Genomic DNA, 21,987 nt, shown 5'->3' on the forward strand with positions numbered 1-21,987 from the left:
GGAACTTGCACCGCCGGGCTTGGCGGTGTAGCGGTTCTGATCTCCACAAACGTAGATTCGGGTGTGCCCCACCCTACAGATGCTCGTTTCAGAATATTCTGCGCGGCGTTCAGATCTCGCGGAACGGTATACCCGCAGACCGGGCAGGAATGGGTTCGCTGCGCGAGATCCTTCTTTTCGCGGTGCCCGCAGAGGAAACAGTCCTGGGTCGTGTAGGCCGGATCAATAATGTGGACATACTTACCAGCATTCGCAGCTTTGTAGCGTATGAACTCTCTTGCCTTGTACCACGCGATTCGAAGCCTCCGGCTTCTCCCGCTCCGGCCCTCCGGCCCATCGCGGCATCGAGAAAAGATTTAGATCTGCCACGGAGTTTCGCGTCCAGCGATTCGACCATCGGCCTGATGTTTAGGTGTTCCAGCGCGATAAGATGATATCGATCCACATAGTATCGGCTCCACGTGTGCAGGAAGTCGTCCCTCCGGTTCTCGATCCGCTCGTGGATCCGGGCAACCGTGACCCGCTGCTTGCGGCGGTTCCTGCTGCCCTTCACTGCCCGGGACAACTTTCGCTGAGCCCTGCGGAGCCGCTTCGCCGACTTCCTGACGTTGTGCGGGTGCTCGAAGACCACTCCATCAGTGTCGGTGGAGGAGTTCTCCAGGTTCAGATCGATCCCGACCGCCCGGGTACCGGTCGTCGGCTCGGGCGTGTCCGGAGTCTCGGAGATGATCGCCACAAACCATTTGTGAGCAGGCGTGTGCTTGATCACGATCTGTTTGATCCGCCCGGGTACCGGGCGGCTGAGCTCGATCGGCAGCTCCCCGATCTTGCTCAACCGGAGGCGGTTGCCCGTGAGCTTGAACCCGGTCGAATCAAATTCCATCGAGTGAACCCACTTCTTCCGGAGCTTGCCGACCTTTCTCCCCTTCGCTTTCATCGCTCTCAGGGCTCGGAGGCTGGAGACGATCCGGTGGATCACTTTCTGCAGAACATGACTCTGCGCCTCTTTCAGTTCCGGGTGCTGTTTCTTGAGTTCCGGTAAAAGAGAGTCCCGAAAGGCGTTGTTGTCGAGACAGTGGTTCCGTACAAAGGTGCATCTCGCAAACCCGGTGCACAACCGCTGTTCAACGGTGTGAGAGGGGGTATGCACGGTAACGGGTGACGTGTCTCATTGCTTGAACCAATAGAGGAGTTGGGCCTCATCAGTCTATACGATATGCCGTGCGGGGAGATTCGTGAACGGACCAAAGGGTGCAATTCTCCCCATGGCTCAAGCCGGGGGCTTGCTTGCGCCCCTTGAAACCCGGTTTTCTGTCATGCGGAACGGTTCAGGAGGATATTTGAGGATTCCCCCACCGGGATCGCGGTCTGCGATCCCCGGGGGGTGCTGCTCCACGTCAACCGGACCTGCCTCGAACTCTTCGGGATCGCCCGTCTCGACGATGTACGGGGGATCAACCTCTTGCAGGCCTGCAGGGCGCTCGGGAACTGCGAGGTGCAATTACCCGGAGATGCGGCGACCCCGCTTGAGTGCCGCATCGACTTCGACCAGATCCGCAGCCGGGATCTCCTCCCAACGGCCCGGGCCGGGTCCATCCACATCGGGGGCGTCATCAGCCTGCTCAGGTCACCCGACAGTGGATCCCCGGACGGCTACCTCATCCAGGTACACGATATCACCAGCCGCGTTCTGGCGGAAGGAGCACTCCAGGAGTCCTGTGACCGGCTGGCCGGCATCGCCAGGCATCTGCCCGATGCCATGTTTGCAATCGACCGGAAGGGAGTCGTCACCACCTGGAACCTGGCGATGGAGGATCCAACCGGGATCCCCACAGCGGTGATTCGCGACGGACATGGTGGGTGAGGGCCGCCCCGCTCTACGACGGCAGGGAGGAGGTTGCCGGTGCCATCGAGTCGATCCGGGACATCACGGAACAGAGACGGGCCAAGGAAGTCCTGAAGAAGGAGAGGATCTCTACGAACACGGCCCTTGAGCTACTCTGATGTGTTGCTGACCTCGATGCGCGGGGGCATCACAAGTGGTAGAACAGCCGGCGCCGATACAGGAGAGGCAGGCGGTGGGAGCAATACCTGCGCCGGGATCAACGGTCCTCCCCGCATTCCCGGATTTATCACAGTGTCCCTCAGAACCCCCTGACGCCCTGCCCCTACGGGGTGATGTCCCGGTAGACGGTCAGTATCTCTATGACGTTCCCGTCTCCGTCCACAAGAGGAGTGCTGTACCGGATCAGGGTGCGGGTTCCTGCAGGAAGGTCGAGCGTGACCTCCTCAAGTACCGTCTGCCCCTCCAGAGTCGCGTCCGCGATCTTCCGGGCGGTCCGATCGAGAGATTCAAAGTCATGGACACTCATCGATTCAAGGGTTTTTCTCTCATACCCTGTCATCTGCAGGAACGCCTTGTTTACCGCCCGGAGGGTCATAGCCAGATCCCAGATGACGAGGGGCATGGGGTTCCCCTGGATCACCATCTCCGCCCTCCATTCTGCGGCCCGCGCCCCGGCAAGCAGAAGGTTTTCTCTGCTGGAATCCCGGATCGAGGCCAGGATAACAACGGCATCGTCGATACGGGCGGCCGCGAGGGCGATCTCAGCATCGAAGGTCGTGCCGTCCGCCCGCCGGCACTGCCATGCAAACCTCCCGGGTCTGCCGCGTATCGCATCCAGGATACAGGCATGGATCGCCTCTCCGGATGCCCTCCCATCCGGCTGCCGTGGGGGCGAGAACCAGGAGATATCCCGTCCAATGACCTCCTCCCGCCCGGCAAGGCCGAAGAGCCTGCCTGCGGCGGTATTCCCATCGATGCATCTGCCGTCCTCGACCAGCAGTACCGCATCAGGCAGAGCATACAGTATTGCCCGATACCATGTCATCTTCTCTTCTAGTGGAGAGGGTTCCTGGCACAATTTGCTTCACATCCTTCTTTCCGGACCGGGCAAACGAACGGCTCCTCCTCCCCCACCATGCGTGTCGCCGTCGTGCCGCATCTTCGGATCCGGGAAGGAAGCTGTCTGCAAGCCTTCGTAATCTGGTAATCTCCTGAAGATGGTTTCAAATCTCCGATTTGCCATGCAAAGACGCCATGCAATATAGGAAGTATTTATCTGGACCTGCAGTATGTTGCATTGAAACCGGGTGCCGGTACGATTATGGATATGGATTTGGTGGAAGTTACGGAGAAGATACGGGAACTCCTCAGGTTGCACCCCGAAGGATTGAGCATCACATCAATATCGTCTCTATCCAGGATAAACCGCAACACCCTCGTGAAGTACCTGGAGATCATGCAGAGCCAGGGTTCGGTCGGCATGCGGCAGGTAGGTACAGCAAAGATGTACTTCACAGCAGATCGGATCCCGGTTTCAGCCGTACGCAGATTCTGCCGCCATTACATTATTCTCGATCACCTTCTCGATGTAATCGAAGTGTCCGCATCGATGCCGGCCAGCCTGGGCATGCCTGCCGGAGAACGCGGCACAGGACGCCGTATCGACGATCTCCTCCCCGGCCTGCGCGGGATCAGCGATCTCGAGACGCGGTTGCGTTCTGCATTGCGAGGCGAGGAACAGACGGTGCGATGCCAGACCGGCAAGCACAAGGGGGAGAGAGCGTTTTCCGTCTCGTTCATACCTACGGTGCTTGAGTCCGGACGCCCTGCGGTCTCCCTGGTCCTGAAAGACGTCACGGAGAGCGATCAGGGTGGCAACGGGGATGAACTTGGCATCCTGCGCTACCAGGCGCTCTTCGAGGACCAGAGCGAATACATCGTCAGGCTTTCTCCTGAGGGGTATGTCAGGCGGGCAAACCCCGGCTACTGCAGGATGGCGGGTCAGGCGAAAGAAGATCTTGTGGGGCGGCGGTTCCAGCCACCGGTCACCGCGGACGAGAGAGAGCAGTGGAACCGGCAACTCCGCTCTCTCACTGTCGAGCACCCGGCAACGACGATCAGGTGCCGCATCAGCGCCCGGAATGGAGGTATCCTGTGGCAGTCCTGGACGTTGCGGGCGCTCTACGGTTCATCCGGAACGCTCCTGGAGTATCAACTGGTGGGTCATGACGTAAACGAATACCCGGCGGCCCGGGGCGGAGCCCTGCAATATGGAGAGGAAACCGGGAGACGGGCTCCGCCCCGGGAGAGGGAATTCTGGTATTACGAGGATACTGCACACCCCGATAAGGTCGAGAGCGCGTCGTGGTTTGCCAGGTATGCCGTAGAGATGGCTACGGACGGCATCTGCTGGTTCGATCCCTCCGGCCGCATTCTCCATACAAACCAGGCACTGTGCGGGGATCTCGGGTATACCAGGGACGACCTGCGATTGCTGTATCTCCAGGAGATCGATATCCGGTGCGACCGCGAGTCGCTTGAGCAGATATGGGCGACACTCCGGCGGGAGGGCTGCTACTATACCGGATCGATGTTGCGGAGGCTCGATGGAACGCTCCTCCCGGCTGAGATAACTGCAAAATACCTCAAGTTGGACGGGAGAGAGTATTGTTGTGCAGTCTTCCGGCTCATCTCCGGAGCAGGAGATAAGATCCGGTGGCGGAGCGAAGACCTGTTCGGTATGGCTTTTGACGAATCTCCAGTCGGATTAGCGCTCTATGACCACGAGGGGTCCCTGATCCACGCCAATAAAGCCTTCCGGGAACTCTCCGTCCCTCTCACGACTTCAGGGGCCAGGTTATTCCAGTATCCCAGCCTCACCCGTGAAGAGATCGGCATGCTGCAGCAGGGTCGTCAGGTCAGACTTTCGTGTTCCGTTGCCCACGGTGAGGGAAATCCCGGTGCCACGCCGATAGAAACGAACATCTCCCCGTTGTGCGACCCCAAAAACACCCGCCCCCTGGGGTACATGGTCAGGGTTCAGGATACAGATGGGTATGAAAAAGCCGGAACTCTGGTTAGATCGGCCAGCTCCCTGCTTGAAGAGACCATACGGAATCTCCCGGAAGCAGCGTTTGCTATCGATCGCGACGGGAGGGTCATGGCCTGGAACCGGGCCATAGAGACGATGACCGGCATCAGCGCGGCTGATATGCTTGGAAAGGGGAACTACGAGTACTCGGTGCCGTTCTACCGTGGGCGGGTGCCTATGCTCGTCGACCAGGCGATCGGTTCCGGTGACTTGCCGGTGGGGGGGTATGCCTGCTGCATACGGGAGGAAGGAAATTGTCTCATCGCCGAGAAAACCGCCTCCCTGCCAAACGGGTACTCGCGGGTGATCAGGGAGAAAGCCTTTCCGGTCTACGCTAGTAAAGGGAAGATCGCCGGTGCGATCGGGTTCGTCTACGACATCACGGCGCTGTGCCACACCGAGGAGCTGCTGAAACGGGGGTGGATATTCAACGCTGCCGCCCCCGACGCGATCGATGCCCAGGTCGTGGTTGCGGATGACGACGGTCGGATCGTGTGGTGCAACAGACGGTGCAGGGCGTTGACCGGGCATGACCCGACCGGCCGGCGGGTTCATGAATTCTTTGGCATGGATCCCCTGAGTGCCGGAGAGCCGTTCACCAGGCCAGGGTTGGCGAAGGACGGGGAACAGCCGCCGATCCGGTGGTCACGCCGGACGTTTGTGCAGCCGGGTGCGGGAAGATTCGAGATCTATACCGGGGTATATCCGGCTACCGGTGAAACGCTGGAAAACCCCGTGTAATGACGACAGGGCCGAACCTGCTGGACTATTGCTCTTTTATCTCCGGGCTTGTCCTCGTGTAGTGGGCCGTGGTGGGCATCGCCACGGAGGGCGGAGACAGGGGGGGACCTGCCCCCCCCAAGGTGATAGACACCGGAACGTCACGTTTAGAAGCGCAAATGGGGCCCAGTTTTCAAATTTACGGAGTATTCATGCGAAATTTCACACCCCCTTCGCGTCCTTCGCGTGCGGCCCGTCACCTGTCTTTACCACAGGCTCACGCGGAAGTTCGCGAAGTGGCTCGATGCACCGCGTCACCGCCCGATGATCAGGAGCATCTCCTCAAGCGTCGGGTAGTGCGATTCGATCCGGTCGATCGTCGCGCCGTCGGCCGCGAGCGCCGCGGTCGTCCGGTTCAACTCCTCGATGGAGCGTGCCTCGGCAAGGTACCGGCCGTCGTGGGCGGAGAACTCGACCGACGTGGCGAAGGCAGACGCAGGGCCGGGTATCCGAAAGAAGACCTGGTAGGTGATCGAACCGAAGGTCTCCCTGAGTTCGGAGATGGTCCCCCCGGCCACCACCTTCCCCCGCCGCAGGATCAGCACGAGGTCGCAGACTTCCTCCACCTGGAAGAGGTTGTGGGCCGAGAAGATCACCGTTTTACCATCTTCCCGGAGGCCTTTGACGTACTCGATCACCGAACGCGAGGTCATGGGGTCGAGACCGGAGGTGGGCTCGTCGTAGATGAGCAGTCCCGGGTCGTGCATCAGTGACCTCGCGATGGCAACCTTCCGCTTCATCCCCTTCGAAAGCTCCCCGATCTTCTTCCCGTCGGGCTCAAGTGCAAGCGAAGCGAGGAGGTCGTCGCGCCGCGCCCGAATGGCCGCCTTCGGGAGGCCGTAGATCTCGCCGAAGAACGCCAGGTAGGCATCCGTCGTCATCGTCTCGTAGAGCCGCGATTCCTCGGGGAGGTAGCCCAGGTTCTGCTTCAGGTCGAGCGGCCTTCTCACGACATCCACCCCGCCGATCTCGAGGCTGCCTGCCGTCGGGGCGATGAGGCCGGCCATAATCTTTAAGAGTGTAGTCTTGCCGGCCCCGTTATGCCCGATCACCCCGAGTATCCGTGCATCGTCGAGATCGAAGGAGACGCCGTCGAGGGCCGGGAAGTCGCCGTAGTGTTTGACAAGAGAGCGGGCGGCAATCATCGGATCTCCCTATGGCTCCGATGACTACTAATAGGTTGCTGCACAGAGGTAGAGTTCTCCGACGCCTTCTGGGATTACCATGAGTCTCGTTTCCTCCATCCGGACGATCGCCACGTGGGAGTTGAACCGGTCGATGACCACGATGGGACGAAACGTCCTGCCGCTCGCGGCGGGGTTGCTTGTCCTCCTGGTGCTGGTGACCGTGTTTGCCGCCCAGAGCGGCGTCCACATGCAGGACGGCATCTACCGCATCGGCATCGATGACCCCGACGTCGCCCGGGTCGTCGCCACCGATAGCCGCTTCACCATCGGCCTCGCCGACGGCCCGGCCCTCCGTGAGAACCGGTTCGCGTACGACGTCCTCATCCTGAATCGAGTGGTATACGTCGCCGACACGGAGAAAGGGCGGGCGGCGGCCAGAACGCTCGAGCGTGACTACAAGTCCTACGTCGCCCGCGTGGCCGCCGGGGAGCCCGACCTCTTCGCCGCCTACCCGCTCTGGATCGATCTGAAGTACGTCAAAAGCGAGATCGACTTCCTGGCGACCCAGAGCGGGCAGCAGGTCGGCGCCCCGGCAACCACCCCGGTCGCTCCCGCCCCTTCCGGCCCGGTCGAGGTGGTGACCCTTCCGCCATCGGCCGTCCCGGTCTCCGAGGACGACCTCCGGGAGCAACTCGCGGAGGTGGGGAGCGATCACCCCCTCGCCCGCTACACCGGCATCTTCTCGGAGAACGGGCAGGGGGCACAGCTTCAGACACCATCGGAACTCTCGCCCCCGCTTCCCTTCGACGCGCTCGTTCTGGTCTTCGTCTTCATCTTCCCTCTCTACTTCACCTCCCAGTTCTTCATGATGAGCGTGATGAACGAGCGGGTGGGACGGACCGGGGAACCTCTCCTCTCCACCCCCGTCCGGCCGTCGGCGATCGTCATCGGGAAGGCGCTCCCCTACTTCGGAATCATGATCTTCGTCTCGGCTGCCATCACCCTCTTCATCGGGGTGCCGGTGACGATCCTTCTCCCGCTCATCCCGGTCGTCATCTTCTTCCTCGCAAACGCCCTCATCATCGGGATGGCCGCCCGGAGTTTCAAAGAACTCTCGTTCGTCTCGATCTTCTTCTCGACCCTCGCCACGTCGTACCTCTTCTTCCCGACGGTCTTTGCGAACACCCATGTCATCAGCATCATCTCCCCCCTCACCCTGGTCGTCCTCGAGATCCAGGGTGAGGGGTTCACCGCCATGGAGTACGTCTACTCGACCGCGCTCTTCTTCGCTACAAGCGCCGTTCTCTTCTACGTCGGGACGGTCAACTTCCGGGAGGAGCGTCTCTTCTCGGAGAAACCCCTCGCATCAAGGCTCGCAGACTTCGTCTCGGGCGGGATCAGCCGCGACCACCCGCACCTCTCGCTCTTCCTCATTGCCGCATTCACGATACCGTTCGTCTTCATGGCCCAGATGATGACGCTCGTCCTCTTCTTCAACTTCCCGATGCCGCTCTCTCTCGTCCTCCTGACCGTTTCTGCGGCGTTCATCGAGGAGGTTGCCAAATCAGCCGGGCTCTACGCGGCAGCACGGGAGCGCCCGGGATTCCTCACAGTAAAAAACCTTTGTTTCGGTGCGATAGCCATCGGTTTCGGGTTCCTCGCGGGGGAAAAACTCCTCCTCTTTGCCACGCTCGCCCAGATCACGGAGTCGATCTTCGGTAGTATCCTCTTCGCATCGCTCCAGGTGCTCTGGATGCCGCTCCTCCTCCACATTGCGGGAGTGCTGATCACCGGCACCTTCCTCATGATCGGGGGGCGGCGGGCCTACGTGCCCGGGCTTCTCGTGGCAAGCGTGGTACACTGCCTCTATAATCTCTACTTCCTCACGGGGGTGCTCCTCTGAACGCCCGCCATATCGGCCTTATCGCAAAGAAAGAGTTCTTCGGGCTGTCGTCGGAGAAGACGATCGTCTTCGCCATCCTTCTGCAGGTCTTCATCGCCATGTTCTCCTCGTTCCTGATGGTGGGGCTCACCACCATGTACGACCCGGAGGCAATCGAGGGCTACTCGACGGTTAACTACGGTGTCGGGTACGCGGGAGCGGAATCAGCCCTCATCGACGAGTTTGAAAAACGCCCGGACCTCGTCCTCCACCGGACGGACCTTGACGCGGCACTTCGAGCACTCCGCGATCGGAGAGTTGCAGCGGTGGTCTACGTCCCGGATACGCCGCCGGACGCGGAAGAACCGGTTATGCTCACGCTCTACCTCATCCAGAACGACCTGCAGTCGAGCGTCATCAATGTCAAGCTCAAAGAGGTCCTCCAGGGCTACGAGGAGGAACTCCGGGAGGTCCGGGCCGACCGGAGGACCTCCTTCCCCATCGGCCTGAATTTCCCCGAATCAGGGGGCGGCGAGAACTTCTTTGAGTTCGTCTACGGCCTCCTCATCCCGCTGCTCGTCCTCCTTCCGGCAGTCGTCTCGGCAGCCCTGATCATCGATCTCATCACCGAGGAGTACCAGCGGCAGACCCTTGAGACGCTCATGTCGACACCGGTCACGTTCAGGGAGATGGTCTGGGGGAAGGTCGCCGCCTGCGCAATCCTGGTCCCGGTCCAGGCCGGGGCGTGGCTCCTCCTTCTTCGGGCAAACGGCATCGCGGTCAACAACGCCGCCCCGATCCTCCTCCATGTCTCGGCGGGTGGGCTCTTCCTCATCCTGGTCGGGGCTCTCGTCGGCCTCCACTACCGGGAGCGGACCAGCGCCCAGTTCATCTTCTCGACGGCTCTCGTCGTGGTCTTCCTCTTCGTCCTGGCTGTCCCCTACAACCCCTTCAACCTCATCGTCCGGCTCGCGGTGGATACCGCGAGCCCGGTTCACTGGCTGGTCCTTGCGCTGGTCGCGGGCGCGACGGCGCTCCTCGGGTGGGCCGCAACGGCCTACGCCCGGCGGGTCGGAGAAGCCGCCCCGGGAACCCGGTGAAGGACGAGGCCGGGTTGCGTCGCCGGCGGTCCATCCCGGTCTCGAAGCCTTCGGAACCGGATACCCCGATACACTGTCCCGGGCCGGTCGGCAGAGAGGGGTCCCGCACTCTCATCCTCCGCCCGTCTTCCAGTGATGCAAAATTATATATTCCGGGTTATGCAAGTCAGCCCATCGATGATCCACCCTCGCTACCTCAATACGGCCTGCGCAGTCTGCGGCGAATCCTGCCGGTTCACCATCCCCGAGGCCTCCGGCAGCGTCGGGTCACGGGACCTCGACACTCGCCCCGCCGAACCCCTGCGGTCCACCATCTACGCATGGGTGAAACGGTGTCCTTCCTGCGGCTACTGCGCCCCCGACCCGGGCCAGGCCCCGAAGAGAGCGGCAGACGTGGTGAAACTCCCGCGCTACCGCTGGCAACTCGACTCCCCGAAGTTCCCGAAGATTGCAAACACCTTCCTCTGCTGGTCGATCATCCAGGAAGACCTCGGTGCCCCGGCCCGGGCGGCGTGGGCATCCCTCCACGCCGCCTGGATCTGCGACGACGAGGGGGAGGATGTACCCGCCCGGATCTGCCGGAAACGCGCTGCCGATCTCCTGCGGCGGGCGTGGGATCAGGGCGAACGCCTGGCCTCCCAGGCGGGAGCGGACGAAGCGCTCCTCGCGGACCTGCTCCGCAGGGCGGGTAGACTCAGGGAGGCCCGTGCCGTGGTGACGGAGACGCTGGAGCAGCACCCGCAACCCATGATCGCCGATATCATGCGGCTTCAGGCCCGGCTGATCGCCGCATCGGACCGGGACGCCCATACCGTCGCCGAGGCCCGGCGGTTCAGGCAACAGGTGCCGCTCTGACCGGGGACCGGCGGGGCCCCACCATTTGTATACTGTTGTGCCGATACTGTATCATGGATATCACGATCCTCTCTCCCGGCATCTACACCTACGGCGCCATGCTGATCGGCGGCGTCCTCCGCGACGCAGGCCACCGGGTGACCCTCACGCGGACGGGCGGGGCCCCGGCCGGCTCGCTCCTGCTCGCGAGCCTCTTTTCCACCCAGCACCTCCTCGATCCTGCGATCAGGGGCCTTATCCGGACCCATCGCAAGCAGGGCGGGACGGTCTACATCGGGGGGCCGGTCTCAGCAGCGCCGGAGATGGTGCTCGGGGAACTCGCTCCCGATGCGGTGGTCGTCGGCGAGGGCGAGGAAACGGTGGTCCGCCTCGTCGAGGAAGGGGTCTCGGCTACCCTTCCCGGGATTGCCTACCGTGATAACGAACGGGTGGTCGTGACGCCCCCCGCCCCGCCGGCACCGATCGACCGGCCGCTCCCGCTGATCCCGGACGATATCGGGAGCCAGAGCATCCGGGGCGCGAGTGCCTATATCGAGACCCACCGGGGGTGCATCGGGGGATGCACGTTCTGCCAGGTGCCCCGGTTCTTCGGGAGGAAAGTCAGGAGCCGGAACCTCGCGAGCATCATCGATGAGGTGAAGGTGTTTAAAGCATCCGGGGCCACGCGGCTCTCGGTTTCCGGGGGGACCGGGTCGCTCTACGGCTCTCGCGACGGCGAGATGAACCCGGAAGCCTTCATCAACCTCCTCCGCGGGATGGCCGAGGTGATGGGGCCGCACAACGTCTCCTCTCCGGACATCCGCGTGGACTGTATCACCGATGAGGTCCTGGACGCTATCCGGCAGTATACCATCGGGTGGGTCTTCTTCGGGATCGAGTCGGGGAGCGACCGGGTGCTCCGGCTGATGGGCAAGGGTGTGGCCGTCCGGCAGGTCGAGGAAGCGGTGGAGCGATGCCGGGAGCACAACCTCCGGGTTGCGGGAAGTTTCATCGTCGGCTACCCGGGGGAGACGAAACGGGACTACGAGGCAACAAAGGACCTCATTGCCGCGCTCTCTCTCGACGACGTCTTCGTGAGCAGCGCCGAGCCCATTCCCGGGACGCCCCTCGCCGACCTCGCGGTCAGGACGCCCCGAGACAAAAACCCGGCATTTATGCCGCACACCGGGGAGTACCGGGCGCTCGGTCTCACCGAGAGCGAAGCCCGGTCTTTTGACCTGATGATGCATGCTGATATGTTCCGCCCGCAGGTACGGCTGGTAACCGACGAGGTCTACGATGCTTACCTCACCGAGGCGAAGAAGCAGGGGCAGGATATCAGGGCGGCGACCGAACTCCTCCTCCGGTATCCACGAACCGGGGCGTGAACTACCCCGCCCTAAAGTTCGAGGCTTCCTGCTTCATCCTTCCTCTATTGAGGCAAATCCACAGGCTCGACGGCGCGTTTCGCACCTGTTAATACGCCGACAAGGTTCTGCTCTTGTACAGCAAACTTCTTGATATTGATCGCTGCGTTGATATCTCGATCATGGACGGTACCACAATCGGAACATATCCATTCGCGATCGGAGAGTTTCAGATCGCGGTTCCGGTACCCGCAGCAGCTACAGATTTTCGATGACGGATCGAACCTTCCAATCGTAAGGAGTGTCTTTCCATACTTCCGACACTTGTATTCTAGCATCGTGAAGAACGCACTCCACGATACGTCGTTGATACTCCGGGCTAATGTGTGGTTTTTCTGCATACCAGCGACATTCAACGATTCTACTGCGATGGCTTGGTTCTCGCTCACAATTTGATAGGAAAGTTTGTGCAGGAGATCGTTCCGCTGGTTTGCAACCGTCTCATAACATCGGGCTAATTTTTGAATTGCTTTCTGTCGATTCTTCGATCCTTTCACTTTTCGCGATACACGCCGCTGTAACACGTTCAGGCGTTGTAACGAGTTCTTCAAGTACCGGGGATTCGCAACCTTCTCGACCGGTCGAGAAGGTTGCGAAGTCCTTCAGACCAACATCGATCCCGATCGTCGTCTCAGATGTGAATGGTACCGGGTTTGGATCGGGTTGTTCATCGTCAACGAGAATACTGATGAACCATTTCCCGGTAGACGTCACCTAAATCGTCGCGTACTTCACCTTCCCGGTGAATTTTCGGTGCAGGATCGTTTTGACGTCACCGATCTTGGGAAGTTTGACCCGGTTAGACTCGAACTCGACACGGTAATGTTGCGGTACCTGAAACGACTGTACCGGATTCTTCTTCGACCTGAACTTCGGAAATCCCTTCTTCTCACGGAAAAACCGGGTGAAGGCGTTGTCAAGGTTCCGGTTCGCATACTGGAGCGACTGTGAGTTGATGTCGGCTAACCACGGGTGTTCCACTTTCAGCGCAGGGAGCTGGTTATTCAGATCGAAACACGACAATCGTTTTCCGTTCTGCTCATATGCCCGGATCTTTTGTTCTAACGAATGGTTGTACACAAACCGACAAGCGTGGATGTGACTCATGAGCAGCGGAATCTGCGGTTGAGTCGGATACATCCGATACTTGTAGGCTCGAAGCATACAAATGGGGATCACACTTACAGTAATAAATAGGTTTCTATAATCCTATTGACGAACGGACGCCGCTTCACGGCAAATTGAAAATTTGCCTGACACGCACAACCTTCTGGGTTGTGCCGTGTCATCCCCGGCCTCAAGGCCGGGGTCTTCCCGCTCCGGCCTTCAACCCCGCGAGACAAATTCCAGGCAGGTAGCCCCCCCCATTCCTTCACGATCCCGGATCTCGTCCGGTTTCCCCGAGCAGGAAACCCTTAAGTATCCTCGATCCTCTACCCACCCTGCCTTGAAGGGATACCCTTCGCAGGTAAACGAACTGGAGGGAAATACGATGGCTGAACAACAGACAGGGTCGGTGCTGGAGACCCGGCCGAGACCGGAAGAGACGATAGAACTGATGCGCGCACGCGACATCAGGGATGTGAAAGTACGGAACCCGGAAGGAGAGAACCTTGGCGATATCAGCGATATCGCTATTGACCGCGATACAGGCTGTATCGCGTACGCCGTGCTCTCCCACGGCGGGATTCTCGGGTTTGGCGAGAAGCACTTCGCCATCCCCTGGGAAGCGGTTCGCACCCGCCCGGCGGAGGGAGTCGCAGTCGTGGATGCGGATAAGCGGACACTGGACCGTGAGCCCGGGTTTTCCCGGGGCAGGATGCCTCACGAGGGGGACTGGAGTCTGATCAGGACGCCTCCCCCGGTGCGTGGGACAATGGAGCCCTCGCCCCCGGTTGCGGAGAGAGGGGTCCCGCCGATGCGGGAGACGGGCACGATGGGGGCGGCGACAGGAGCAGTGGCAACGGCAGCAGCAAGATCCACGCTCCAAAAGGAGGAGCGGGAGGTCCCGCCGGCCCGGGAGGCGGGCACGGCAGCAGCGGCGACAGGGGCAACGGCAGCGACACCAGCGAAATCCACGCTCCAGAGAGATGAGAGAGATATCCCGCAGCCGGCTGTCCAGACAGTCGCAAAGGGTTGGGGTGGGGAGCAGAGGGCGCATACCCCCGAGGAGAGGGCGACCCCGTTCCCCGCCCGGACCGGTGAGACTGTCGTGGAGGAAGTCCGGAGGGAGCGCCCGGCAGAGATGGAGACCCGACACCCGGAGACTGTCGTGGAAGAGGTCCACGAGGAGGTGCCGGAGACCCGGAGGAGGGCGCCGTCCGTTGCACGCCTCTCCGCTGCCGACCTGCAGGTCTATCTCAAGGGCATGGACTACCCGGCGAACAAACAGGACCTGATCGCCCACGCGCGGAAGAACAACGCCCCGGAGAGCGTGACAACGACGCTTGACGGGTTCAGCGAGCGGACCTATCAGTCCGCCGCCGACGTGAGCGTGGAGTTCGGGAGCGAGACTCGCGGCAGGCGGCCGGTCGGGATGGAGACCACCTCCGAGGAGATCCGCACGGAACCGGCCAGGGCAGCCCCATTCCATGGGCCTCTCACGGCCGCCAGCCTGCAGACCTACCTCAGGGGCGTGGACTACCCGGCAAGCAAGCAGGACCTGATCGCCCATGCCCGGAAGAGTGATGCCCCGGAGGACGCAATCACGGTACTCGAGCAGTACAGCGAGCAGACCTACCGGTCCGCCGCCGACGTGAGTGCGGAGTTCGGCAGCGAGGTCCGCGGCGGACAACCGGCACGCGCAGAGACCGGCGTCGGAGAGGTCCCCAAAGAGCCCACCGCTGCCCCGAGAAAGGCTCCATCTCTCGCACGCCTCTCGGCCGCCGACCTGCAGTCTTACCTCAAGGGCATGGACTACCCGGCGAGCAGACAGGACCTGATTGCCCACGCGCGGGGGCATAACGCTCCGGAGGAGGCCGTCGCAACACTTGAGCAGTTCAGCGACCGGACTTACCGGTCCGCTGCCGATGTGAGTGTGGAGTTCGGCAGAGAGACCAGAGGGGAGCAGCCGACGGGGATGGAGACACGACGCGGGGAGACCGTCACGGAAGAGATGCACGGGGAGTCCACCGTCACCCGGAGAGCGGCGCCGTCCGTTGCACGCCTCTCCGCTGCCGACCTGCAGGTCTACCTCAAGGGTATGGATTACCCGGCAGGCAAACAGGACCTGATTGCCCACGCGCGGGGGCATAACGCCCCTGAGAACGTGATCACGGCACTCGAACTCTTCAGCGATCGGACCTACCGGTCCGCAACCGATGTAAGCACGGAGTTCGGCAATATCAAATAATGAAAGGAACTCCTTATTCCGGGCGGCAGCCGGGGAACACCCGCACCGCCCACCTCCCGGGGCTCGTTTTGCGGCGGAAAACCCTCCGCAGACGCCCCGGTACCGGGGCCGGGTAGAACTTAAATAGTCGCAGCACGCATCGCCCGCTCTGCGCGAAGGTGAAGATCGCCTTCGGAGGTATACCGGAGGATGGTGATTGCAATGGCGGAAACGATTCTTGAGCAGCAGATACGGAGGACGGAAGGGCAGGAATTTTTCTCGTCCGAGGATGTTGTGGGAAAGCGGGTGAAGAACCCGGAGGGCTACGACCTCGGGGAGATCTCGAGCCTGCGGGTCGGTCTCCCCACAGGAAAAGTGACGTACGCGGTGCTTAGAACCGGGGGCATGTTCGGTCTCGGGGCGAAGCACTTCGCGGTCCCTATTGAGGCCATGGTCTACCGGCCGGGGGACGACGTCTTCGTGGTGAACATCAGCAAGCATAGGATTGAGAACGAGCCCGGGTTCTCGGAGAGCGAGTGGCCGAAGGAAGCGAACTGGGCCCTGATCGAGTCGAGGCGGCCCATGGGCCCCCCAAGCCAGGAAGAAGCGCGGGCCGTGACCCGGACGGAGCCCCCTCCCCGCGAGGTCGTCACGACGGAACGGGTAGAGGTCCGGGAGAAGGTCGGCCGCGAGGGGATGCCGATAACAGCCGATGAGGTGGAGGGGAGGACCGAGGTGACGCGGCCGACGACGGTGGTTCCGGGGAGCGGAACCGTTACGGCGGAACGGACGGAGATCCGGGAGAAGCCCGCAGTCGTGGAGGAGATGCGGCCGGTGACGGAGGCCCACGCTCCGATGTATGAATCCATCGTGAGGGGCGAGGAAGAGGAAACTGCAGCTGAACGGCCTGTTAGGGCCGGTGGGCCGTCCCCCGGACATCTCTCGGCCGCCGGCCTGCAGACTTACCTCAAGGGCATGGACTACCCCGCAGGCAGACAGGACCTGATCGCCCACGCGCGGGAGCACAACGCCCCGGAGCACGTGATCACAACGCTCACGCGTTTTAGCGACCGGACCTACCGGTCCGCCGCCGACGTGAGTGCGGAGTTCGGCAGCGAGGTCCGCGGCGGGCAACCGGCACGCGCAGAGACCGGCGTCGGAGGGGTCCGCGAAGAGCCCACCGTTGCCCCGAGAAGGGCTCCATCTCTCGCGCACCTCTCGGCCGCCGACCTGCAGGTCTACCTCAAGGGTATAGACTACCCGGTAGGCAGACAGGACCTGATCACCCATGCCCGGAAGAACGGTGCCTCGGAGAGCGTGATAGCGGCGCTCGAACAGTTCAGCGACCGGACCTACCGATCCGCCGCCGATGTGGGCACGGAGTTCGGGAAGGTCCGGTAACCTTCACCACGTCCGGGAGAATCCGCAGACGAGAGAAGAAGCTGTGTCTGCACCGTGCCCCGCTCGCCGAACGTGAGGTGGCGCCCGGCGGCATGCCCCCGAATACCAGCACGCACAAGGTCGGGCGGGCCGGAGAACGGCCGTTCCTTCCGGCAGGAGAGGATCCTGTCGGCCCCCTTCGGCCCTATCCCGGGGACCCGGAGGAGGGCCCGGCGTGAGGCGAGGTTGACGTTCACCGGACCCTGGGAGGCTGCAAGGACCTCTTTCGGGTCGCGGTTCGGGAAGAGGCCGTCTTCGTCGAGGACCACCCGGAGATCGTCGGCCGCAACGCCGTAGTCGCGGAGAAGGTAGTCGGCCTGATACCACCGCCGTGCCCGCCATGCCGGGGTATCGGGGTGCGAGGCCAGGGGAGTCCCCTGCATGGCACGGAACGCTGAAAAATAGACCCGGGAGGGCCGGACCCGCCGGTACTGGTCGGCGAGGCAGGCGAGGACCTCCGCATCGGTCTCGTCCGCCGCCCCGATGACGAGCTGGGTCGTGTGACGGCCGGGCTTCTCCTCCGCCACCCAGGCCTGTCGCTTCAGGATATCCTGACGGTAGTCCTTCACCCCGGCGATACCCCCGAGGCGGTCGGGGGATGTCGTCTCCAGGTTGATGCTGATCCGGTCCGCCACCCGGGCGGCGTCGTGGATATCCGCCCGGGTGGCCCCGGGGAGGACCTTCAGATGGAGGTAGCCGTCGTAGCCCCGTCGCCGCAGGATCTCCCCCGTCTCCACGAGATCGTGCATCACGAGATCGACGTCCCGGGGGATGCCGGAGCTTAAAAAAAGCCCTTCGACGAGTCCGTCTCGCCATAGGCGGAGGAAGGTGTCGGCGAACTCTCCCGGGGAGAAACTCACCTGCTCCCGCTGGAGGCGGACGGGGCAGTAACCGCAGTCGTAGGCGCAGGTGCCGTTGAGAAGCATCTTGAGCATCCGCCCGCACCCGCCCGCCCGGCGGTTGTAGGTGACATAATGCGCAGCCGAGAGGGGCCGGATGCATTCTCCAGGGCAGCAGAGGTCGAATCTGCCGGCGGCGGTAAGGTAGGTGAGTTTCTGCTCAGCAACGGACATAACCAGGGTATCGGCTCGCCGAGAAGAAGAACCGATGCCGCGCGCGGGGTGAAAGTGTACGGAGGCACCTATAGTTCAAGTCGCAACGATAAATAGAGAAGCCCATTATATATTGTGAAAACTATAGTTACACCCAAGAACAATGTTTGGTTCACTACAAGATCAGAACAACCAGAAGAACTATCGATCACGCACCGGCGCCGGGACCGCCTCAACGCGGCATCCGGCAAAGAACGTTCCTCTTCAACGCCAGGGCCGGACTGGATCTCGCCCAGACCGGGGTGTCTACGCCGACACCATCACGATGCTCGGAGAGAGCCAGGTCCACCACGGCCCGTTCAACGACCGGGCCTACCTCTTCCACCTGGAGCTGGTGGATCTTCCCGGGATCACCGGCCGGCTCTTCGCGCTCGCAAGGGGCCGGGGCTACTCGCGGTTATTCGCACGGGTCCCCGCCGCGGCATGCGGCCACTTCGTATCGTCCGGCTACCTGCCACGGGCGCGGATTCCCGGGCTCTACCGGGGAGAGGAGGACGGCTACTACATGGCAGCCTACCGCGACCCCCTCCAGAGCGACTGGTTGGACGGGATCGACGACGTCCTCGGGGTTGCAGAGGAGAAGCGCCGGAAGAATGCCGCGAGCCCGGCACTCGACCCCGGCTTCACCTGCACCCCCGCCACGCCGGCGGACGCCCCGGCACTCGCGGCTATCTACCGGAAGGTGTTCCTGACCTATCCGATCCCCGTCCATGACCCGGCCTACCTCATGCGGGAGATGCAGAAGCACCACAGGTTCTTCTGCATCCGCGACGGCGAAAAGATCGCCGCGATCGCCTCTGCGGCCGCCGATCCGGAGGGGCAATTTGCGGAAATGACCGGGTTTGCGACGTTACCGGAGTACCGGGGCCATGGATTTTCGGGCCGTCTCCTGCAGCAGATGGAGACGAAGATGCGTTCAATCGGGATTAAGACCGCATTCGCCATCGTCCGGGCCCGTTCATACCCGGCAAACATCACCTTTGCCCGGGCAGGCTACACCCACGCGGGGACGGTTCCCGGCTGCGTCAACATATGCGGCTCTCTTGAGGATATGAGCGTCTGGTACAGATTGCTGGACGATAGAATGGCAGCACCCCCACGGGACCGATCCGGTCGAACCGGATCAGCCCGGGGAAAAGAATAAGGGAAATCCCGGATTCATATCATCATCCTGATATGAACACGGATGATTCACCGGCTTATGACGCCGTCGTTGTCGGTGGGGGGCCCGCCGGGAGCACCGCCGCCTGCCTGCTCGCGGGATTCGGATACCGGGTGGCACTCATCGAGAAGGAGACTTACCCCCGGGGTAAAGTCTGCGGGGGCTGTCTCAGCCAGAAGTCCATCCGGTTTCTCGACCGCGTCTTTGACCTGCCCATCCCCGCCCTCAGGGAGGAGGGGCTGCTCGACTCTGCCGGTACCGACTATGCACTTTATATCGGAAGCAGTCGCGTCCTCGCCAGGGACCTTGCGGAGCCGTTCTATTTCACCCACCGAAAGCGTTACGATGCCTGCCTTGCCCGGAAGGCAGCTGAGGCCGGGGCAGAGATCCACGAGGGCGTGGAGGTGACCGCAATCGACCACGCCCGCCGCACCGTCACGACATCGGACGGGGACCGGTATGCCGCCCGGGTCCTCGTCGGGGCTGACGGGATTCACAGCGGAGTCCGCCGTTCCCTCCCGGAGAGCGTCGTCGAGCATGACCGGTGGCGCGAGAACCTCGGATGGGCCATGGAACTTGCAATCCCTCGCAAGGAGGCGCAGGCACTCATGAGCGGTGACGGCGCGATCCGACTGGAAGCCGAACTCGCGACACCACTCCTTGTCCTTGACGCCTGCCGGTGGGGCTATGGGTGGGTCTTCCCGAACAGGGAGGCGATCATCGTCGGGCTTGGGGGGCTGCTGCAGAAGAACCGGAAAGACCTCCCCGAGCGCTTCAGGGAGTTCCTGAATACCATCGGCCTTGCGGCGTTCGTCGACAGGAAACCAGCGGCATACCCGCTGCCGTTCGGCAATTACATCCCCTCCCCGGTTCACGAGAGGACGGTTCTCGTCGGCGATGCAGGCGGGTTTGCAAGCCCCATCCTCGGCGAAGGGATCTTTTACGCCCACCGGACCGCAGAACTCGCTGCTCACGCCGTCGATCGCCACCTCACCACCGGCGCGCCGCTCGGTGAGACCTATACCGGCCTCCTCAACCGCCGCCTCATCCCCGAACTGCAGGCGGAGAAAGTGTTGCGGGACTTTCTCTACAACTGCCTGGATGCCCGGATACATCTGCCTCTCGAAGCCATGATGCGGGCGACGAACGGCCGGGTCATCGATGCAGTTCAGGGGCACCGGTCATTCCGTGGGCTCCAGCGGGACGACGACCTTCATTCTCCCATCTGGTGAGGGGAACGACTTCCCCGAAGGGGAAGGAGTTCGAGAAAACGCGAAGCGTTTTCGAGTAACGACTCGCCTGGAGAAATAGAGTTCGAGTCCAGGGATACCTCTATCATCCCGGGAATCCAGGGGAACCACGATGAACGCCCCCCGCCACCCCTCCCTCTACGAGATCAACGCCCGCATCCACCTCCGACGTCTCGCCCGCGAGACCGGGCGTCCCCGTGCCACCCTCGACGATATCCCCGACTCCTGGCTCACGGGACTCGCGGCCTGCGGGTTCGACTGGGTCTACCTTATGGGGGTCTGGGAGACCGGGGAGGCCGGCCGCCGGGTCTCGGGCTCGAACGAGGAGTGGCTCAGCGGTTACCGGAGCCTTCTCCCTGACCTCAGAGAGGAGGACATCTGCGGCTCCGGGTTCGCCATCGCCGACTACCGGCTCCACCCGGACCTCGGAGATGCGGGGGCGCTCGTCAGGTTCCGCGACCGCGTGCACGGAGAGGGGCTCCTCCTCATGCTCGACTTCGTCCCGAACCACACCGCCCTCGACCACCTCTGGGTGCGGGACCACCCGGACTACTATATCCGCGGCACGGAGGAGGACCTCGCGGGCCGACCGCAGGACTTCACCCGGGTGGACCTCCACAGTGGATCGGCCGTCCTCGCCCACGGCAGGGATCCCTACAACTCCAGCTGGCCCGACACCCTGCAACTCGACTACGCCAATCCGACCCTCGAGGAGGCGATGACCGCCGAGATCCAGAGGATCGCGGAGTGGTGCGACGGTGTCCGATGCGATATGGCGATGCTTCTCCTCCCGGAGGTCTTCCGGGAGACCTGGGGGAGGAGTATAGCACCTTTCTGGCCGAAAGCAATCGAGGCGGTGCATGGAGACCACCCGGACTTCGTCTTCATGGCGGAGGTCTACTGGGACCTAGAGTGGACGCTCCAGCAGCAGGGGTTCGACTACACCTACGACAAACGGCTCTATGACCGGCTCCGGAACGGAGTGGCACGGCCGGTGCGGGAGCACCTCCGGGCTGACCTCGAATACCAGGATAAGTCCGTCCGGTTCCTCGAGAACCACGACGAGGACCGGGCGGCAGCGGTCTTTCCTCCCGATCGTCATCGGGCCGCCGCCGTCCTCGCCTATCTCTGCCCCGGACTCCGGTTCTTCCACCAGGGGCAGTTTACCGGACGGCGGAAGTTGGTCCCCGTGCATCTTTGCCGGGAGCCGGAGGAGCCGACCGATCGGGCTATCGAAGAGTTCTACCGGAATCTCCTGACCTGCCTCCGCCTGCCGGCATTCCGGGACGGGGAATGGCGGCTCCTCGACTGCAACCCGGCATGGGAGGGGAACCCGTCCCACGACGGCTACATCGCCTTCGCCCGGGAGAGGAGAGGGGAGCGCTTCGTCGTCGCCGTCAACTACGCCCCGGACCGGGGCCAGTGTTATGTCCCGCTCCCGTGGGCCGACCTCGCCGGGAAGACGGTCCGGCTCGTCGACCTCCTGGGGCTGGCGCAGTACGACCGGGACGGGGAAAGCCTCCTCGTCCCGGGGCTCTACCTCGACATCCCCGGATGGGGCTGCCACGTCTTTAACGTCGATGCAGCGGGAGGGTGACCGTCCCC

18 protein-coding genes and 3 pseudogenes are annotated in these 21,987 nt (G+C 62.5%); 13 read left to right on the forward strand and 8 right to left on the reverse strand.

Features of this window, described 5'->3' with window-relative positions; genetic code table 11:
• Window positions 1-152 precede the first annotated feature (152 nt).
• Together BRA49_RS13580 and BRA49_RS01935 are read right to left on the reverse strand one after the other, a co-directional pair.
• A pseudogene (locus BRA49_RS13580) lies at window positions 153-356 on the reverse strand (zinc ribbon domain-containing protein); the annotation flags it as partial.
• Window positions 347-1,150, reverse strand: a pseudogene (locus BRA49_RS01935) (RNA-guided endonuclease InsQ/TnpB family protein); the annotation flags it as partial. The pseudogenes BRA49_RS01935 and BRA49_RS13580, both read right to left, overlap by 10 nt.
• A 183-nt stretch (window positions 1,151-1,333) precedes the next feature.
• Here BRA49_RS01935 and BRA49_RS01940 point away from each other — a divergent pair.
• The 3 genes and pseudogenes from BRA49_RS01940 to BRA49_RS01950 form a co-directional block, all read left to right on the forward strand.
• Window positions 1,334-1,696 (forward strand): annotated as a pseudogene (locus tag BRA49_RS01940) (PAS domain-containing protein); the annotation flags it as partial.
• Between the two features lie 39 nt (window positions 1,697-1,735).
• Window positions 1,736-1,864: a PAS domain-containing protein gene (locus tag BRA49_RS01945; RefSeq protein WP_292383718.1), complete on the forward strand. Its 129-nt coding sequence runs from the start codon at window positions 1,736-1,738 to the stop codon at window positions 1,862-1,864.
• The gene (locus tag BRA49_RS01950) at window positions 1,861-2,004 is read left to right on the forward strand and encodes a hypothetical protein (protein WP_292382982.1); all 144 of its coding nucleotides are present in this window, start codon (window positions 1,861-1,863) and stop codon (window positions 2,002-2,004) included. The genes BRA49_RS01945 and BRA49_RS01950 overlap by 4 nt, the downstream gene beginning before the upstream one ends.
• Window positions 2,005-2,168: 164 nt before the next feature.
• On the opposite strand, the gene BRA49_RS01955 is transcribed toward BRA49_RS01950, so the two are convergent.
• The gene (locus tag BRA49_RS01955; protein ID WP_292382983.1) at window positions 2,169-2,891 is read right to left on the reverse strand and encodes a PAS domain-containing protein; all 723 of its coding nucleotides are present in this window, start codon (window positions 2,889-2,891) and stop codon (window positions 2,169-2,171) included.
• Window positions 2,892-3,173: 282 nt separating this feature from the next.
• Here BRA49_RS01955 and BRA49_RS01960 point away from each other — a divergent pair, with 282 nt between their 5' ends.
• Window positions 3,174-5,678 (forward strand): PAS domain-containing protein, encoded by a 2,505-nt coding sequence (locus tag BRA49_RS01960; RefSeq protein ID WP_292382985.1) that lies wholly within the window; start codon window positions 3,174-3,176, stop codon window positions 5,676-5,678.
• 293 nt (window positions 5,679-5,971) lie between these two features.
• Here the strand turns inward: BRA49_RS01960 and BRA49_RS01965 are convergent, their stop codons facing one another.
• Window positions 5,972-6,862, reverse strand: a complete 891-nt coding sequence (locus BRA49_RS01965) for an ABC transporter ATP-binding protein (RefSeq protein ID WP_292382986.1) — start codon at window positions 6,860-6,862, stop codon at window positions 5,972-5,974.
• 79 nt (window positions 6,863-6,941) lie between these two features.
• Here BRA49_RS01965 and BRA49_RS01970 point away from each other — a divergent pair, with 79 nt between their 5' ends.
• The 4 genes from BRA49_RS01970 to BRA49_RS01985 all read left to right on the forward strand — a co-directional run bounded on the left by BRA49_RS01970 (window position 6,942) and on the right by BRA49_RS01985 (window position 12,048).
• A complete protein-coding gene (locus BRA49_RS01970; RefSeq protein WP_292382988.1) occupies window positions 6,942-8,747 on the forward strand; it encodes a PrsW family intramembrane metalloprotease in 1,806 nt (601 codons plus the stop codon).
• A gap of 44 nt (window positions 8,748-8,791) precedes the next feature.
• The gene (locus BRA49_RS01975) at window positions 8,792-9,826 is read left to right on the forward strand and encodes an ABC transporter permease (protein WP_292383720.1); all 1,035 of its coding nucleotides are present in this window, start codon (window positions 8,792-8,794) and stop codon (window positions 9,824-9,826) included.
• A gap of 159 nt (window positions 9,827-9,985) precedes the next feature.
• Window positions 9,986-10,681, forward strand: coding sequence for a hypothetical protein (locus tag BRA49_RS01980; RefSeq protein WP_292382989.1), 696 nt, complete (start codon window positions 9,986-9,988; stop codon window positions 10,679-10,681).
• Between the two features lie 53 nt (window positions 10,682-10,734).
• Window positions 10,735-12,048, forward strand: a complete 1,314-nt coding sequence (locus tag BRA49_RS01985; protein ID WP_292382991.1) for a methyl-coenzyme M reductase glutamine C-methyltransferase — start codon at window positions 10,735-10,737, stop codon at window positions 12,046-12,048.
• A gap of 44 nt (window positions 12,049-12,092) precedes the next feature.
• Here the strand turns inward: BRA49_RS01985 and BRA49_RS01990 are convergent, their stop codons facing one another.
• From BRA49_RS01990 to BRA49_RS02000, 3 genes are read right to left on the reverse strand one after another with little or no spacing between them, the layout of a single operon-like run.
• Window positions 12,093-12,611 (reverse strand): RNA-guided endonuclease TnpB family protein, encoded by a 519-nt coding sequence (locus BRA49_RS01990; protein ID WP_292383722.1) that lies wholly within the window; start codon window positions 12,609-12,611, stop codon window positions 12,093-12,095.
• The gene (locus BRA49_RS01995) at window positions 12,529-12,801 is read right to left on the reverse strand and encodes a hypothetical protein (RefSeq protein ID WP_292383754.1); all 273 of its coding nucleotides are present in this window, start codon (window positions 12,799-12,801) and stop codon (window positions 12,529-12,531) included. Before BRA49_RS01995 ends, BRA49_RS01990 begins: the two co-directional genes overlap by 83 nt.
• A complete protein-coding gene (locus BRA49_RS02000) occupies window positions 12,802-13,251 on the reverse strand; it encodes a transposase (protein WP_292558996.1) in 450 nt (149 codons plus the stop codon). It abuts the gene before it with no gap.
• A 328-nt stretch (window positions 13,252-13,579) separates the two neighbouring features.
• Here BRA49_RS02000 and BRA49_RS02005 point away from each other — a divergent pair, with 328 nt between their 5' ends.
• Both BRA49_RS02005 and BRA49_RS02010 read left to right on the forward strand, forming a co-directional pair.
• Window positions 13,580-15,439 (forward strand): DUF2795 domain-containing protein, encoded by a 1,860-nt coding sequence (locus BRA49_RS02005; RefSeq protein WP_292382993.1) that lies wholly within the window; start codon window positions 13,580-13,582, stop codon window positions 15,437-15,439.
• A 201-nt stretch (window positions 15,440-15,640) separates the two neighbouring features.
• Window positions 15,641-16,819 carry a DUF2795 domain-containing protein gene (locus BRA49_RS02010; RefSeq protein ID WP_292382994.1) on the forward strand — a complete coding sequence of 393 codons (1,179 nt, stop codon included), beginning with the start codon at window positions 15,641-15,643 and terminating at the stop codon, window positions 16,817-16,819.
• Here the strand turns inward: BRA49_RS02010 and BRA49_RS02015 are convergent.
• Window positions 16,771-17,931, reverse strand: a complete 1,161-nt coding sequence (locus BRA49_RS02015) for a radical SAM protein (RefSeq protein ID WP_292382996.1) — start codon at window positions 17,929-17,931, stop codon at window positions 16,771-16,773. The genes BRA49_RS02010 and BRA49_RS02015 overlap by 49 nt on opposite strands.
• Window positions 17,932-18,235: 304 nt before the next feature.
• On the opposite strand from BRA49_RS02015, the gene ablB reads away from it, so the two are divergent.
• The 3 genes from ablB to BRA49_RS02030 all read left to right on the forward strand — a co-directional run bounded on the left by ablB (window position 18,236) and on the right by BRA49_RS02030 (window position 21,979).
• Window positions 18,236-19,114: a putative beta-lysine N-acetyltransferase gene (ablB, locus tag BRA49_RS02020; protein ID WP_292382998.1), complete on the forward strand. Its 879-nt coding sequence runs from the start codon at window positions 18,236-18,238 to the stop codon at window positions 19,112-19,114.
• Window positions 19,115-19,146: 32 nt separating this feature from the next.
• Complete coding sequence (locus tag BRA49_RS02025; protein ID WP_292383000.1) at window positions 19,147-20,364, forward strand: NAD(P)/FAD-dependent oxidoreductase; 1,218 nt, start codon at window positions 19,147-19,149, stop codon at window positions 20,362-20,364.
• A 130-nt stretch (window positions 20,365-20,494) separates the two neighbouring features.
• Complete coding sequence (locus tag BRA49_RS02030; protein WP_292383001.1) at window positions 20,495-21,979, forward strand: alpha-amylase family glycosyl hydrolase; 1,485 nt, start codon at window positions 20,495-20,497, stop codon at window positions 21,977-21,979.
• Window positions 21,980-21,987: the final 8 nt, after the last annotated feature.

The organism is Methanoculleus sp. UBA430, assembly GCF_002506585.1.
GTDB lineage: Archaea > Halobacteriota > Methanomicrobia > Methanomicrobiales > Methanoculleaceae > Methanoculleus.

Excerpts from the sequence above, each read along its gene's own strand:
- BRA49_RS01955 (WP_292382983.1), bottom strand. The coding sequence starts at position 2,891 with ATGACATGGTATCGGGCAATACTGTATGCTCTGCCTGATGCGGTACTG.
- BRA49_RS01960 (WP_292382985.1), top strand. The coding sequence starts at position 3,174 with ATGGATTTGGTGGAAGTTACGGAGAAGATACGGGAACTCCTCAGGTTG.
- BRA49_RS01965 (WP_292382986.1), bottom strand. The coding sequence starts at position 6,862 with ATGATTGCCGCCCGCTCTCTTGTCAAACACTACGGCGACTTCCCGGCC.
- BRA49_RS01970 (WP_292382988.1), top strand. The coding sequence starts at position 6,942 with ATGAGTCTCGTTTCCTCCATCCGGACGATCGCCACGTGGGAGTTGAAC.
- BRA49_RS01980 (WP_292382989.1), top strand. The coding sequence starts at position 9,986 with ATGCAAGTCAGCCCATCGATGATCCACCCTCGCTACCTCAATACGGCC.
- BRA49_RS01985 (WP_292382991.1), top strand. The coding sequence starts at position 10,735 with ATGGATATCACGATCCTCTCTCCCGGCATCTACACCTACGGCGCCATG.
- BRA49_RS02000 (WP_292558996.1), bottom strand. The coding sequence starts at position 13,251 with ATGCTTCGAGCCTACAAGTATCGGATGTATCCGACTCAACCGCAGATT.
- BRA49_RS02005 (WP_292382993.1), top strand. The coding sequence starts at position 13,580 with ATGGCTGAACAACAGACAGGGTCGGTGCTGGAGACCCGGCCGAGACCG.
- BRA49_RS02010 (WP_292382994.1), top strand. The coding sequence starts at position 15,641 with ATGGCGGAAACGATTCTTGAGCAGCAGATACGGAGGACGGAAGGGCAG.
- BRA49_RS02015 (WP_292382996.1), bottom strand. The coding sequence starts at position 17,931 with ATGTCCGTTGCTGAGCAGAAACTCACCTACCTTACCGCCGCCGGCAGA.
- ablB (WP_292382998.1), top strand. The coding sequence starts at position 18,236 with ATGCTCGGAGAGAGCCAGGTCCACCACGGCCCGTTCAACGACCGGGCC.
- BRA49_RS02025 (WP_292383000.1), top strand. The coding sequence starts at position 19,147 with ATGAACACGGATGATTCACCGGCTTATGACGCCGTCGTTGTCGGTGGG.
- BRA49_RS02030 (WP_292383001.1), top strand. The coding sequence starts at position 20,495 with ATGAACGCCCCCCGCCACCCCTCCCTCTACGAGATCAACGCCCGCATC.